Annotated in this window: 16 protein-coding genes and 1 pseudogene; 6 read left to right on the top strand and 11 right to left on the bottom strand. The window is 33.1% G+C overall.

The genetic code is table 11. The annotated features are described in order from the left end of the window. Positions 1 to 149 precede the first annotated feature (149 nt). Together B0A68_RS24455 and B0A68_RS10995 are read right to left on the bottom strand one after the other, a co-directional pair. Complete coding sequence (locus B0A68_RS24455; protein ID WP_165571362.1) at positions 150 to 311, bottom strand: hypothetical protein; 162 nt, start codon at positions 309 to 311, stop codon at positions 150 to 152. After that, positions 308 to 883 (bottom strand): zeta toxin family protein, encoded by a 576-nt coding sequence (locus B0A68_RS10995; RefSeq protein WP_035688664.1) that lies wholly within the window; start codon positions 881 to 883, stop codon positions 308 to 310. Before B0A68_RS10995 ends, B0A68_RS24455 begins: the two co-directional genes overlap by 4 nt. A 493-nt stretch (positions 884 to 1376) precedes the next feature. Here B0A68_RS10995 and B0A68_RS24770 point away from each other — a divergent pair, with 493 nt between their 5' ends. The 3 genes from B0A68_RS24770 to B0A68_RS24450 all read left to right on the top strand — a co-directional run bounded on the left by B0A68_RS24770 (position 1377) and on the right by B0A68_RS24450 (position 2065). Continuing rightward, positions 1377 to 1502 carry a hypothetical protein gene (locus B0A68_RS24770; protein ID WP_262486766.1) on the top strand — a complete coding sequence of 42 codons (126 nt, stop codon included), beginning with the start codon at positions 1377 to 1379 and terminating at the stop codon, positions 1500 to 1502. Positions 1503 to 1652: 150 nt separating this feature from the next. Then, positions 1653 to 1910, top strand: a complete 258-nt coding sequence (locus B0A68_RS24700; protein WP_240475307.1) for a hypothetical protein — start codon at positions 1653 to 1655, stop codon at positions 1908 to 1910. Positions 1911 to 1912: 2 nt separating this feature from the next. Continuing rightward, positions 1913 to 2065, top strand: a complete 153-nt coding sequence (locus B0A68_RS24450; protein ID WP_165571361.1) for a hypothetical protein — start codon at positions 1913 to 1915, stop codon at positions 2063 to 2065. A 100-nt stretch (positions 2066 to 2165) separates the two neighbouring features. Here B0A68_RS24450 and B0A68_RS10985 read toward each other — a convergent pair whose 3' ends face one another. The 3 genes from B0A68_RS10985 to B0A68_RS10975 all read right to left on the bottom strand — a co-directional run bounded on the left by B0A68_RS10985 (position 2166) and on the right by B0A68_RS10975 (position 4107). Next, positions 2166 to 2387 (bottom strand): Rossmann-fold NAD(P)-binding domain-containing protein, encoded by a 222-nt coding sequence (locus B0A68_RS10985; protein WP_035688662.1) that lies wholly within the window; start codon positions 2385 to 2387, stop codon positions 2166 to 2168. Between the two features lie 198 nt (positions 2388 to 2585). Further along, a complete protein-coding gene (locus B0A68_RS10980; RefSeq protein ID WP_035688660.1) occupies positions 2586 to 3458 on the bottom strand; it encodes an NmrA family NAD(P)-binding protein in 873 nt (290 codons plus the stop codon). 79 nt (positions 3459 to 3537) lie between these two features. Continuing rightward, complete coding sequence (locus B0A68_RS10975) at positions 3538 to 4107, bottom strand: Crp/Fnr family transcriptional regulator (RefSeq protein ID WP_035688658.1); 570 nt, start codon at positions 4105 to 4107, stop codon at positions 3538 to 3540. Between the two features lie 204 nt (positions 4108 to 4311). Between B0A68_RS10975 and B0A68_RS10970 the strand changes: the two genes are divergently transcribed. Next, positions 4312 to 4524, top strand: a complete 213-nt coding sequence (locus tag B0A68_RS10970; RefSeq protein WP_035688656.1) for a hypothetical protein — start codon at positions 4312 to 4314, stop codon at positions 4522 to 4524. A 177-nt stretch (positions 4525 to 4701) separates the two neighbouring features. On the opposite strand, the gene B0A68_RS10965 is transcribed toward B0A68_RS10970, so the two are convergent. From B0A68_RS10965 to B0A68_RS10950, 4 genes and pseudogenes are all read right to left on the bottom strand, one after another. After that, positions 4702 to 6354 carry a S41 family peptidase gene (locus B0A68_RS10965; protein WP_035688654.1) on the bottom strand — a complete coding sequence of 551 codons (1653 nt, stop codon included), beginning with the start codon at positions 6352 to 6354 and terminating at the stop codon, positions 4702 to 4704. Positions 6355 to 6455: 101 nt separating this feature from the next. Further along, positions 6456 to 7105, bottom strand: a protein-coding gene (locus tag B0A68_RS10960) for an IS6 family transposase (RefSeq protein ID WP_394332272.1) whose coding sequence is annotated in 2 segments (ribosomal slippage) — positions 6456 to 6760 and positions 6760 to 7105 — 651 coding nt in all. Because the reading frame shifts where the segments join, the coding sequence is not laid out codon by codon here. Between the two features lie 146 nt (positions 7106 to 7251). Continuing rightward, positions 7252 to 7930 (bottom strand): annotated as a pseudogene (locus B0A68_RS10955) (metal-dependent hydrolase). Positions 7931 to 8189: 259 nt separating this feature from the next. Continuing rightward, positions 8190 to 9194 (bottom strand): aromatic alcohol reductase, encoded by a 1005-nt coding sequence (locus tag B0A68_RS10950; RefSeq protein WP_240475305.1) that lies wholly within the window; start codon positions 9192 to 9194, stop codon positions 8190 to 8192. 447 nt (positions 9195 to 9641) lie between these two features. On the opposite strand from B0A68_RS10950, the gene B0A68_RS24880 reads away from it, so the two are divergent. Together B0A68_RS24880 and B0A68_RS10935 are read left to right on the top strand one after the other, a co-directional pair. Then, positions 9642 to 9893 carry a winged helix-turn-helix transcriptional regulator gene (locus B0A68_RS24880; RefSeq protein ID WP_240475304.1) on the top strand — a complete coding sequence of 84 codons (252 nt, stop codon included), beginning with the start codon at positions 9642 to 9644 and terminating at the stop codon, positions 9891 to 9893. A gap of 480 nt (positions 9894 to 10373) precedes the next feature. Continuing rightward, positions 10374 to 11162, top strand: a complete 789-nt coding sequence (locus B0A68_RS10935) for a 3'-5' exonuclease (RefSeq protein WP_240475302.1) — start codon at positions 10374 to 10376, stop codon at positions 11160 to 11162. A 553-nt stretch (positions 11163 to 11715) separates the two neighbouring features. Here B0A68_RS10935 and B0A68_RS10925 read toward each other — a convergent pair. Then, positions 11716 to 12261, bottom strand: a complete 546-nt coding sequence (locus B0A68_RS10925) for a hypothetical protein (protein WP_035688650.1) — start codon at positions 12259 to 12261, stop codon at positions 11716 to 11718. 2 nt (positions 12262 to 12263) lie between these two features. After that, positions 12264 to 12737 (bottom strand): RNA polymerase sigma factor, encoded by a 474-nt coding sequence (locus B0A68_RS10920; protein ID WP_035688644.1) that lies wholly within the window; start codon positions 12735 to 12737, stop codon positions 12264 to 12266. Between the last annotated feature and the right edge of the window lie 103 nt (positions 12738 to 12840).

Here is a 12840-nt window from a genome sequence, read left to right as displayed (position 1 = left end):
TGAAAAAATGAAAAATCAGCTATATCAAAGCCTGACGAATTTAGGTTCGAAACTTTAGATACGAAAAAGAAAAAACACTAAGTTACTAAAGATAGAAAGATAAAACAGCCCTCATTTCTGAGAGCTCTCGATGCTTAGAGCTATACTTTTTATAAAGAACTGGCTTTTATCCTTACAATCTTGCCATCCTGCATAACAACCAGATCGCTGTTATTTTTCTTTTTAAACTCAATTAATTTTTCAGAAACTTTATCCATTGCCTCTATAATCTTCTTCTGAGTTGGCGTCGTTGTTGATTTGTATTCTCTCATGATTGGTTCTTTGTGAGTTTATCGAACTTGATTTCATTTATAACTTCAATATCATTGCCTAAAGTTTTTTGTGCTATCAATTCAGCTTTTACAGCTGTATTGTCAAAAATCAATGCCTCATTAACTATAGGCAAATATATAGCAAACAAATTAGTTATTCCGTTTTTATATCTGCGTTTAATAACATCGGTTTCAATATTGTGTCCTCCTTCCTGAACCCTCGTCTTGACCCTTTCAATTGCCAGGTCAACACTATCGAGCCAAAAAAATAAAAGAACCACTTTATATCCTTTTTCCTGAGCCGAAATCACTTTCGCTTTATAGCTTTTTGTGGCCAAAGTCGTTTCAAAGCCGAAGACTTCATCATTTGCCATTAATTCATTGATTCTGTGGAGCATTATTCTTCCCGATTCAAAGGCAGCCTTTTCAGGCTGGAAAGGCGAAAGTCCTTTAGCAATTTCGTCCGCATTTACAAACTCCTTACAATTTAGTATTTCCGGAAGTATTGTAAATGAAGCAGTAGTCTTGCCAGCACCATTACAGCCTGCAATTATATAGAGATTTTTATTCATCCTTACAAAGATAATAAATTACACTTTTAGTATAAATTATTTACACTTATAGTTTATTGTCCAAATGTCTTAAAAACCTGCAGTCAAGTGGCAATATTGAAAAATTTGATACTATTTTATTCTTGCTTTCCATCCATCACCCCTATCATCGACCAAAATCTAAAGAAAAAATCTAAAAGAAATAACAGAAAAAGAAAAAACAACCAATCAACTAAGTTTTACAGCAGCACTCCAAGATCATTATCGAAGAACATTGGTTCGAGTCCTTCGCACTTAATAGCACTTTTATTTAGGTTTAAAACCTTAAATTAAGTTTTGTGGCAGAATCGTGGCACATTGCATTTTTAAAAAGTAAAACCATAACAAAATAAGGCTCTAACAAGTTTAGGTTCGAAACTATTACAGTCCAGCAATTCTCTCGAGAGGGCCGGCAGAATTTATTTTCTATCTTCAAATGTTTTCAAAATTAGATTATATCCATTAAATTAGCAGTATGGATAAAGAAGCAGAATCAGGACTCGATTTTATAATTGGCAAATTAACAAACTCAATAGAAAACGTGATTACCGGAGATAGTTTTCAGACTGAAATTTCTATTCTACAAGCTCCAAAATTCTGATTTAAAGTCTTTAACAAAGAAAAACGGCTGGCTTTTTAATTGGAATGAATTTAAAAATCCAATTAGAGATGTTTATAAACTTACAATTTTTGGAAATTCAAAAATAATTCAAGGTCTTCAAGCTTAGAAGTTAAGTCAGATCATGTCTATATGCATCTTGTTGAAAGTGCTCCATTCAATAAAGGACAAACAAAGGTTTATGCTGGTGCAGCTGGTAATCTGGCTGCTTATGCTTGTAAATTATCTTTTCAGCGCGGTCACGATGGAAATGTTTCTTTTCTTTCAAAATCGCAATTAGTTGATCATTATGAAAAAACACTTGGAGCATTCCATTTCGGTGGTAGAATTATGATAATTGAAACAAAATCAGCTTTGAAATTAATCAATAAATATTTTCAAAATAAATAATTATGAAAACTAAAAAATTAGATTTAGATATAGACAGTATTGGTGGACTAAGTTCTCTAACATTAGCTGAAGAAAAAGCTTTAAGCGATTTTTTTCAAAAGAAAAAACTAACAAAAAAGAAAACTGAGAAAAAGAAATTAATACTTAAAAATTAGAACATACCATATCAGACATTTGATGTACTTGATACTTTTTGCTCCAAAAATTTGGCAATCATATGAATTATTATCTCAATTGTCTACATTATTGGTTTTTTTAATCCACTAAAACATCGAAATCTACTGTTGACAAAGTGGCTTCCATATCTTCGAAAATTGGAATATTTCTGGAGCCTAAATTAAGTATTTCAGCTAAATTTTCGCCCTTGTTGTTTCTCGAAAGTGCTCCAACAAGTTGCATGTTTGTATGGTTTAAAACTTCTTTGCTCAGTTCGGAACCAGCCCAACCTGCTCCTCCTGCAATACATACTTTGATCATAATCTATTTGTTTTGTTTGTATTTATCCTCTTTTGATTTCTTAAATAACTTGATAAGTGATGCAGAACAGAATTTCTGCCATAATTATAATGTAAAACTGTCGATTGGCAGGTATCAAAAATAAATAAAATATTCAAAAGAGGATAAATGTAAAGTTAAGTTACCAATGCCATTTGCAGGTTTCTTCTTTGTTCAGCCTTATTTTATTTTATCAACTACATTTTCAATCATCCAGTCCTTAATTGTTGTCGTAGTATCATCTGTTCTCGGCTCAGCATCATACAGGCCATTACCAATTGCCGTCAGCATTTCAGTTAAAGAGAATGCAAATGCTTCCGATGTATGGTGTTGTCCTAATAGTGTTTTAATATAGTCTTCATTTGAAACCTGCTGAAAACGGATCGGTTTGCCTGTCAATTCACTCAGTTGAATTGCAATGTCGCTATAGCTGATATCTTTCGGACCCTGAATCGCATATCCTTCTACACCTGCCCAGGTTTTATCAATTAGAAGTTCTACAGCTTTCGACGCAATGTCTTTTACCGCAACTTGTGGCATTTTGTAATTTCCGTCGATGGGCAAAAAGAACATTCCCGTTTTTTTTAATGATGTAATTTGATACAAAATGCTTTCGTAAAATACAGGGCAGCGCAATGCCCTGACTGATGCACCTGACTGATTGATGATATCTTCACCTTTATGGAGTGCTGTTATAAGACCTGCCTGCAAATTGCTTTCCTTCCCACCGCTTGACAAATAAACAACTCTTTCTGTGCCTGCATTTTTAATTGCGTTTGAAGCTACGTTAGCAAAGCTTTCGTAGTAGGCATTTACATCTTCTTGCGTGTTGCTCTGAGGTACACAAAAATAGAGCGTGTCGCATCCTTGCAATGCTTCTGTAAATTCAGATTCATTAAGTAGAGAGCCGGTTGAAACTTCTACTTTTTCTAAAATGTCAGCTGATATTTTTTCGGGATCTCTGACAAAAATTCTGACCTGTTGTCCTCGCTCTATTAATTGTCGTAGAATCATTGAGCCTGTGTTGCCTGTCGGCGTAGTTACTAAAATCATATTTGAACTTTTTTATTGTTTGTTGAAGTACAAAGATGACCAGAGTATTTTTTGTAAACATTGTCCTATGTTCACATTTTTACAGCTTTGATTTTAATCTGCTTAATGTTTGAGGGGTAAGTCCTAAATAAGATGCAACCATTTTATTTGATATTCTTGTCAACCATTTTGATTGATTTGTCAAAACCCAACGAACTTTTTCTATGGCTTCTAAACTTTGAAAACAATAAATACGTTCCTGAGACTTTAGGTATGCTGATTCCAGAATTTCTCTGTAAATAAAAGCAAACTGTGGAACAGTTTCAACCAAATGAAAGTAGTCGTCACGTTCTATAACCAACAATTCCGAAGGTTCAATAGTCTGCATAAATTCGTACGACGCTGTTTGATTGATGAGACTTGGTAACGCGGTTCCAAAAGAATCCTCAAAATGAAAATATCTCGTTCCTTCTTCTCCATTGTTGTTAATGTTGAAAAGTCGTATACAACCCTTATTTACAAAGAAGAAATGTTTGCAAATTTCGCCTTCTTCCAACAGAAATTCGTTCCTTTTGGTCTTTTTAATTTTAAAGTAGGAAGAGATATGAGAAAGTGTCTTATCGTCAATTTCAGTTCTTGTTTTAAAATATTCTTCTAATTGTATGTACATTTATATGTTTAAGTTCTTCATTAAAATGGGCGAGTAACTTTCATGTGAACATATTGAGATAAGTAATTAACTTTCTTAATTTTGTTTCAGCCAGTAAATTTAAAATTTAATTTGGAAGCATCTTTAGAACATTATGCGATATTTTGAGAAAAAACGTAAATAACAACCCTTATCTTTAAAAAGAAAATATAGAAAATTAATATTATGGCTTATACATCTGCAACAATAAAAGAGTTAATAAAACTTGGAGGTAATTTAACTGTAACAGGGAAATTCAGTTCAGCACATTTAAAAGATTTTGTCAATTTAGCAAAGAATCAAAATGTACAAATAACATTGAAAATTAATGGTACAAGCTCTGCAACATTGAAAGAACTAGTGAAAATTGGTCATTCTAAATTAGTATTAGAATTATAACTTTAAAGTTGAAAACAGAAAACATAAAATTGCTTTTAGATAAATATTTTTTTATTTGATTGTTATGGGCCAATTTGCATCTCTCTAAGACAAAACAGGGCTGATCAGCAGCCCTAGCCCCGATTGCTTCGCCAGTTCGCTTCGCTCGTGTTATTATATTTAAGGATTAATATTATTTCACTTTTTTATATATTCTAACGCCTTTTCTAAAACCTCATCTTTACCTTCCTGAATTGCTTTGATTGTCGGAAGAACTTCTATATCTATCTTAACTCCTTTTCGTTGTGTCTCAGTTTCATCAGGATAAAAGACACCTAAACCACTCATTTTTGATTTAAAACCTAAAAATTCAATTTGAGAGACATTACCATCTGCTCCGGCAGTTTGACTTCCTATGGTTTTCACTTTATCAGCAACCTGTAATAACATTGTCGCATATTCTGAAGAACTCTGTGTTTCTTCGTTTACTAGTACAATGACTTTGCCTCCATAATATTTATTTTTCATAGGATCAATTAGATCCATTTTCCAAGTAAATCTTCCAGGATATGACAGGTCTGGTTCAATAAATTTTACGAACTCTTTCCTTGCTTGTATCAATCTTCTTGCAATAACATATGGCGTAAAATTCAAAAATTCCCTATAATCTAAAATAATTGCATTGGTCGATTCCATTTCCAACATCATTTTTTCCACATCTTTCATATGCAAATAAGACATATTAACATATCCAATATTTCCTTCTAATATTTTATATTTTTGCTCAACTTTTCTTTTTTGTTTAAAATCTTTGAAAAGATAGCGCCCAACCATTTTTTGTAGTAAAACTCCATTTCTATTTAAAGATATTTTTACAGAATCTGTTGGACCGTTGAATATTAGCCAATATGCATTTCTTAATTTTGTTTTATAATTTGACCCGCTAATGTATTTTATTTTTTCCTTAAGAATATCGCCTATACTTTTTTCATCAACTTTTTCTACGACATCTCCAATTCTTAAGTCATTTAAAATAGATAAAGAATCATCATAAAATTCTGTTATAACTGCTTTCTCATCAATTATTTTAAATGCTGCTGGTATACACTTCCTTCCAAAAAAAGCATTAATACTATCCGAATAAAAAGTCGCATGAGTGTCATCAAGTTTTACAACGGTTTCCAAAAGAACCAATTGATATTCGGTTTTATTTTTAGCTTCTTTGAATTTTATAATCATTTCACTCAAAACAGCATTCCAATTTTGATCAGTTTGATATTTATATGGGAAAAAATACTCTACAGTATTCCAATATTTGAATAAACTTAATAATCTTAAATTTTGTTCAGGAAATTCAAAGTTTTTATATTCAGTTTCATTTTTAACTTCAATACTCCCACTGTTGGTCATTGCTACATAATGATTTTTTCCCTGAAATCTGTTCAGTTGAATGTACTTTAATACTTTAGACAAATCAGCAGAAAACATATCATTATCCTGAGTCCATGAAAGGTCAAAGTTCTTATCAAAATATTTTTTTTTAGTTTCAGTATCACAAGATTTGCAAAGCTTAACTTCTCCTAAACTTTTAATCCAATCCAAATAAATTTTAGATAATTCATCTTTACTTTCGGCTTTTTCAACTTTGGGTATAATTGTTAATAATTGGTCGTCCCAATTATAAGTACCATTAGCAACGTTAGGGTGATAGTATTTTAAAAAACCCCACACTTTGCATAATGAAGCTAGTTTCTCAATATCAATTTTTTGTACTTGTAAAGAGTTTGAGTTCTGACTAAATGCAAAAAAAAAATTATAGCAAAATATCATTATTGTAAGTCTTAGTTTCATAAGAAAAATGTCTATATTTTTGATTATATATTTAATTTACAAAGTATTTAGTTCTGTCGCATCTATCAGAATCAAATATAAGAATTTAACTAATTTAAAATTTAGCACGCCAGTTTACAGAATGATTTAAACATAAATTTCCCTGGTTTGACCATCTGATTCTTTCTAAGCATATGCACAACTTCAATTCCGCTCAATGTTCGCCTAGCCGATTCAAAGCTTTTAAAGCCTAACCCGTTTTGTATCCTCCATTTTATAAATCGATGGTCCTGTTCTACAATATTGTTGCCATATTTACACTGCCGAATTTTAATCTTTGAGAACGAACGCTTGTTATAGACTTTGATCGCTGCGGTATTAGAACCGCTTTTATCAATGTTTATTACTCTTCGTATGCAGTTATTAGAAAAGACTGAGCGCTCATTCTTTGTCTTCTTCTGGTCAAAAGAAAGTCTACCGTATTGCCTAGTTTATCTACTGTTCTATATAAATAACACCAAATACCTTTTACTTTGATATAGGTTTCATCCAATCTCCAGCTTGTACCTACTTTACCTTTTCTCTTCTTCATCTCTGACTCAAGCAAAGGTGTAAACTTAAAAACCCAGCGCTGAATAGTAGCATGATCAACATGAACTCCTCGCATTTTCATGATCTCTTCAACATCCCGATAGCTTAATGCAGACCTAAGCTTAAAATATACTGCCTGCAGTATAATAGATTTCGGATAGCAATGACCTTTAGTATTCATGAGTTTAAGAATTTAAAAAGGCAAAGATAAAACTTAGCTTTAGATGCGACAGAACTGATAAAGTTCTTGGTATAAAACAAAATTAAAACATTGTATAATACCGTAATTTTAGGGTAGTGACGTGAATAACCTTAATGACCTCTTTGCTACAATTCTAATGATTCACCTACCTCCAAAAGAAGCAATTCTTTTTCCTTTGTCTAAAAATTTGACGATAGATTCTTCATGATTGATTTCAATGTATGGATTACTATCGTAGTGATACCCCATAATTTTGTTGCATTCTACAAAATCTGAAGCCACAATGGCGTCTTGAACATCCATTGTAAAGTTGTTTCCAATTGGAAGAATAGCTAAATCTAATTTTGTACGAAGCGGAATCAATTTCATATCATACGTTAATGCAGTATCACCGGCAATGTAAATGTTTTTGCTTTGAGTTTCTATCAAGAAGCCTCCAGGGTTTCCGCCATAAGTACCGTCGGGAAAACTACTTGAATGAGCAGCACTTACATACCTTAGGGTTCCAAAATCAAATTTCCAGCTTCCGCCATGATTCATAAAATGCGATTTGAAACCTTTTTTTTCATAATAAGTAGTGATTTCAGGATTTGAAACAATCACTGCGTCCGTATTCTTTGCAATTTCTTCAACATCTAAAACATGGTCGTAATGAGCGTGCGTGAGCAGGATGTAATCTGCTTTAAGTATATTGATATCGATTGCATTCGCTAAAGGGTTTCCTGTAATAAATGGATCCACAATAATATGTTTTGCTCCTACTTCAATTCCTAAAGAAGCATGTCCGTAATATGTAATTTTCATCGGTATGTATTTAATGTTGAGTTTATTTTTTTATTCTATTTCACCACAAGAATAGCAATAATTGAGTCTTTGAGTCTAAAGAGATTTAGTTTTAAGCGGATTAACTTTAAATATCGGGCTCTCGTAAACTTTTTTTTATTATAATTCTTTAAGCGCTATTTTTTATTTCTTGGAAAGTTCTCTATGATTCAAAAATCTGAAATGACATAAATGTATTTCAGATTTTTGAATCAATAGCATAAGATACTACATACTATAATTAAATTTTACTGCAACTCCAATCTATATTCTTTTTCGCCCATGCTTTGGCAGCAGTGGTTTTAATTCCTTTCTGAGCATTAAAGCTTGTATTAAAGTCCCAGGATACACCTTTCCCCTTGCCAAAAATAGATCTGTACTTGTAAACAAAATTTCCCGGATCATTTTTCAAATCATTTGCTAACTCCTCTGTATTAGAAACGGTACGTTCAAATTTTTGTCCTGACAGCGACTCTACAACATCACCCAATTCTCCGTAAGTAATGGTATCACCGGCAATGTAAACAATACTGTCCTGGATTACCGGCTCTTCGAAAAAGATCTCAGCAGTTAACATCCCTATGTCATCCGGAGTGGTAACGGTTACTGCCGTATCTAAACTCCCCAGTGCATTTACAACTTTTTTATCTAAATCTACAACACCAAAAAAGGGTTCAAACAAATAACTTGTAAATAATCCCGTAGAGATAATAACCCATTTTGTAGCATTTTGTGCTCTAAGAAGCTCACGTACATCCAGCTGCTCATCAAATAGATCTTGTGCACTGCCACGGCCTATAACTTCAAAATCAACACCGAATTGCCATGGAAAGTAACGTTTTACTCCAGCTTCCAGCACCGCGCGGGTCAGTTTTAGCTGAAATCCACCAGCGCCAGTGCCATATCCTGTACAGGAAACAACAGCATCGTAATTTTTAAAAATTGAAACTAATTCTGAGCAAGGAGCCGAAAGGTCCCCCGCAAGCAATTCTACCCCCACAGCTTTCAATTCGTCAATATTTCGTTTCTTTTCAAATTCCTCTGATTCAATAGTTGCCTTGCGAAGCAGCACTGTAATGGTTGTATTGTTCTTTTTCGCTTTTTGAGCCAAATTACGGATTACCGGCAAACCTAGTTCGCCAGCTCCCAAAACTAAAACTGATTTATTTTCCATGTTTTTATAAAAATATGTTAATTGGAAATATTCTTTTTTTGAAAACTTTAAACTTTCTAAATACGTTTTCAACTACAAAATTATGGCAGCCAAAGTTTTAAAACAATAAGGCACTGGCATGTATGTTAGTTACTTACAGGTTAGTATTTTGAATACCAGCGCCACTACTTATAACTTTATATATAAATTAACACCATGGTAATTTGTATTTATTGTATTTCCAAAAATTAAGAGCAATATTTAATTAGCATCTAATTTTAGAAATAACATTATAAGTATATTATTCTACCTTTATACGCAGATAAAATTTTCAATACAGATAATTAAAGCATATGTGCCTTAAAACATAAATTAAAATACATGGAAAGACTTATGACTGATGATGAAATTGTAAATGCATGGGATGATATTTGTAAAGTTCTAAATAAAGACAATGATGATCTTAAGAGTGATATATTAAATCACGTTGGAAACAAGTGGTCGCTATTTATCATACACGCTTTAGGCATAGATGGTCGAATGAGATTTTCCAATCTTCAAAAACATATTACCGGAATAAGTCAAAAGATGCTGACAAAATGCCTTCGCGAACTAGAGCGCGACGGATTAATTTCAAGAGCTGTTTATCCGGAAGTACCACCAAGAGTAGAATATGAATTGACTCATCTGGGACGAGGTTTGCTGGTTAAGGTAACCCCACTCTGGTACTGGATCGCTAATTCTGTTGACCAATTCAAAGTAGCAAGGGCTAATTATGGTAAATCTGAATGATTATTAAAGACACGAAATTGAAGATAAGATAATTGATCAGTTATGTATAAGTTCAAATGAAAACGGGTTCGAATTTGAAGTTGTGCAAGACAAAAAGGGCTACTCATCAGCCCTAGCCCCGATGGCAGTGGAAATCCTTTTGTGCCGGGGTTCTGCACAAAAACTGGAACGCATAGTGGGAAGAGCTCCTAAAAAAACAATATCAAACCTAAAAAAAATAATATTATATACAATTGACCATGATAACCACGATAACCACTCCAATCAGTTTCGCGCAAAAATTCCAGATACTGGATCAATCCATCCTAAAACTAAATCAGCTGATTTCCAGCTATAGTTACAGCGGCCAAGGTAATTAAAATAGCTCATTGGTACCTATTGCTGCGCAGCTAAGAGATCTAGTTTATTATTATATTCGCTAAAAAAAGCAATGACTAATTGCACAAAGCCAGCTAAAAAAACTAGTATTTCTGCCATTTTATGGCTGGTAAAAATGGGTTAGCCGTCATTGTAGATAAAACTGCAAAGAATCAACAAACAGAAAAAATGATAGAGAATTTACCTGCATACATATCACTGGCTTTTGTAATTACAACAGTTGCGACTTTACTACTTTTCATTTGGACTATTAGAAGCTCGAATTCTGAATTGACCCGAAAAAAAACAGCAACAATTTCTATCGGTCTTACAATTTGGCTGATTATTCAAGCTGTTTTAACTTTAGAAAGTATTTATAACACTGACACAAACTCCTTGCCGCCAAAAATAATGCTGATAGGGATCTTACCAACTATTTTGACAATCATTCTATTGTTTGCAACTTTAAAAGGAAGACAATTTATTGACAGTTTGCCCCTCAAAAACTTGACCTATTTAAACATTGTTAGGGTACCGGTTGAAATAGTTTTGTTTTGGCTTTTTCTCAACAAAGCAATTCCGCAGCTTATGACTTTTGAAGGCCGGAACTTTGACATTATAGTAGGAATAACAGCTCCGGTCATTGCTTATTTTGGTTTGACTAAAATGAAAATTAACCCAAATGCAATACTGATATGGAACTTTATTTGTCTTGGACTTTTAATAAATATTGTTGTGAATGCTTTATTTTCAGCACCATCACCAATACAAAAATTTGCTTTTGAACAACCCAACATAGCGATTTTGAATTTTCCATTTAGTTGGTTGCCAACTTTTATAGTTCCAATTGTATTGTTTGGACATTTAACGTCAATTAGACAATTATTAAAACAAAAAAGCGAAAGAAAATAAGACAACCAACAGCCAACGCGCGCTACCATCAAGCCGGGACTTCGGCTTAATTTAAAAATGGTCTTGTGTTTGAAAAATCAGTTATTCAGGAGCAGAAATAACAGCCTGTTTAATGTTTTTACACAATGGGTATTCCTATCCAATAAAAAACAAACATTAGTGCCATAGTTATTGCAATACTGCACAAAGTAAGTAAACGCCAATAAACAGACCTTCCATTCCCATAACGCCAGATCCTCTCACCGGTTTGTTCCCTATTTGATTTTAAAGTTACTTTAGCCAGTATATAGGTTGAGAGAATAAAGATCGAAATTGTAATTAACCAAAATTTTATCATCGTTGCTATTTTTAGAGTCTTGTTAAATTTACTTTTTTTTTTTATAAAATCACCTTGTTTACTTATATATTCATTACCTAAATGTTATAAATAAAAATTCAATATACTAGAGATTTATGGAGTATACTTCATTTGGTTTAGCAGCCTAGTATTACCTGTAAGATTATAAAAACCAAGAACTTTGATGCTCAATATTGTGATAAACCATAAAAGGATTTATTCCTGCAGTCTCACCAGTACTTTATTTATCTGGTCTTTCCTGTTTTTCCACACCCGGTTCAAGAGATAAATTTGGACAGGAAAGATAAAAGCTATAAAACCCAAAGAAACTATTTTTTGATTGGTTAGCGTTATCGTTGACATAAAATATCCCAAAAGTATCGCAATAGCCAAAACACGGCTGACTATCGAAACCATAGCATAGGTTTTGATCCTGCCTTGGTAATTCTTCAAAGATTCCACAATAGTTTCTCCATTTATGGGATTATTTACTAATTTAAATCCCAAGGCATTGTGGGTTAATATAAAACAAACCGCTGCCAGAAGTAAGAAGTTCCAAAGGACAGGTTTTAAATGACCGTCAAAAATATCATAATATACAGCTGTAAAGACAGTCCAGAAAACAGTTTCTATAATTAATTGCACCCTTATGCTTTTTGATGCGGGAGGGTTGCTTTTTGAGATCATTTTGAGAATACCTTCTTTAGAGAACCCCGTTTTTTGCTTGTTTTGATACGCTGATTTTAAATTTTCCAAATCCATAATTATTTATTTAAAATTGTTTTAAGTTTTGTTTTAATCCGGTTGAGACGAACACCCACATTGCTTTGGGAAATCCCAATGACCTCAGAAATTTCCGCATAACTCAAATCCTCCAGGTAAAGTGCGATAAATGCCCTTTCGTCCTGGTCGAGTTCCCGAATAGCGGCAAACAGTAAATCTTCTTTCCACGAATCACCTTGAGGTTCCTGCGACAGTTTTTGTTCGGCCATGACACCGCAGTGGTCTATCTTCACCGTTGGTTTTCTAAAAGCGGCCATTGCGGTATTTAATCCTATTCGATACATCCAGGTTGTGATTTTAGATTTGCCCTGAAACTGGGGATAGGATTTCCAGAGCTGATATACAATTTCCTGAAAAAGATCTTCCTGGTCCTCGCTGCTATCGCGGTACATCCTGCAAATCTTGTGAATCAATCCTTGATGCCTAAGTACCTCATCAGTAAATTTATCTTCCATAAGTGATTTTCTAATTCCATAATAATTTAGGTTTTAACTATTGGTTGATAAAAAGCTAAAAAACTTACACTTATTACAAACTTTTATTAAAAATAATTTCAAC

Origin of the sequence: Flavobacterium reichenbachii (assembly GCF_002217435.1) — a bacterium.
In the GTDB taxonomy this organism is placed as follows: domain Bacteria; phylum Bacteroidota; class Bacteroidia; order Flavobacteriales; family Flavobacteriaceae; genus Flavobacterium; species Flavobacterium reichenbachii.
This window is presented reverse-complemented; position numbering and strand designations above follow the sequence as displayed.

Excerpts from the sequence above, each read along its gene's own strand:
- B0A68_RS24455 (WP_165571362.1), bottom strand. The coding sequence starts at position 311 with ATGAGAGAATACAAATCAACAACGACGCCAACTCAGAAGAAGATTATA.
- B0A68_RS10995 (WP_035688664.1), bottom strand. The coding sequence starts at position 883 with ATGAATAAAAATCTCTATATAATTGCAGGCTGTAATGGTGCTGGCAAG.
- B0A68_RS24770 (WP_262486766.1), top strand. The coding sequence starts at position 1,377 with ATGGATAAAGAAGCAGAATCAGGACTCGATTTTATAATTGGCAAATTA.
- B0A68_RS24700 (WP_240475307.1), top strand. The coding sequence starts at position 1,653 with ATGCATCTTGTTGAAAGTGCTCCATTCAATAAAGGACAAACAAAGGTT.
- B0A68_RS24450 (WP_165571361.1), top strand. The coding sequence starts at position 1,913 with ATGAAAACTAAAAAATTAGATTTAGATATAGACAGTATTGGTGGACTA.
- B0A68_RS10985 (WP_035688662.1), bottom strand. The coding sequence starts at position 2,387 with ATGATCAAAGTATGTATTGCAGGAGGAGCAGGTTGGGCTGGTTCCGAA.
- B0A68_RS10980 (WP_035688660.1), bottom strand. The coding sequence starts at position 3,458 with ATGATTTTAGTAACTACGCCGACAGGCAACACAGGCTCAATGATTCTA.
- B0A68_RS10975 (WP_035688658.1), bottom strand. The coding sequence starts at position 4,107 with ATGTACATACAATTAGAAGAATATTTTAAAACAAGAACTGAAATTGAC.
- B0A68_RS10970 (WP_035688656.1), top strand. The coding sequence starts at position 4,312 with ATGGCTTATACATCTGCAACAATAAAAGAGTTAATAAAACTTGGAGGT.
- B0A68_RS10965 (WP_035688654.1), bottom strand. The coding sequence starts at position 6,354 with ATGAAACTAAGACTTACAATAATGATATTTTGCTATAATTTTTTTTTT.
- B0A68_RS24880 (WP_240475304.1), top strand. The coding sequence starts at position 9,642 with ATGAGATTTTCCAATCTTCAAAAACATATTACCGGAATAAGTCAAAAG.
- B0A68_RS10935 (WP_240475302.1), top strand. The coding sequence starts at position 10,374 with ATGGCTGGTAAAAATGGGTTAGCCGTCATTGTAGATAAAACTGCAAAG.
- B0A68_RS10925 (WP_035688650.1), bottom strand. The coding sequence starts at position 12,261 with ATGGATTTGGAAAATTTAAAATCAGCGTATCAAAACAAGCAAAAAACG.
- B0A68_RS10920 (WP_035688644.1), bottom strand. The coding sequence starts at position 12,737 with ATGGAAGATAAATTTACTGATGAGGTACTTAGGCATCAAGGATTGATT.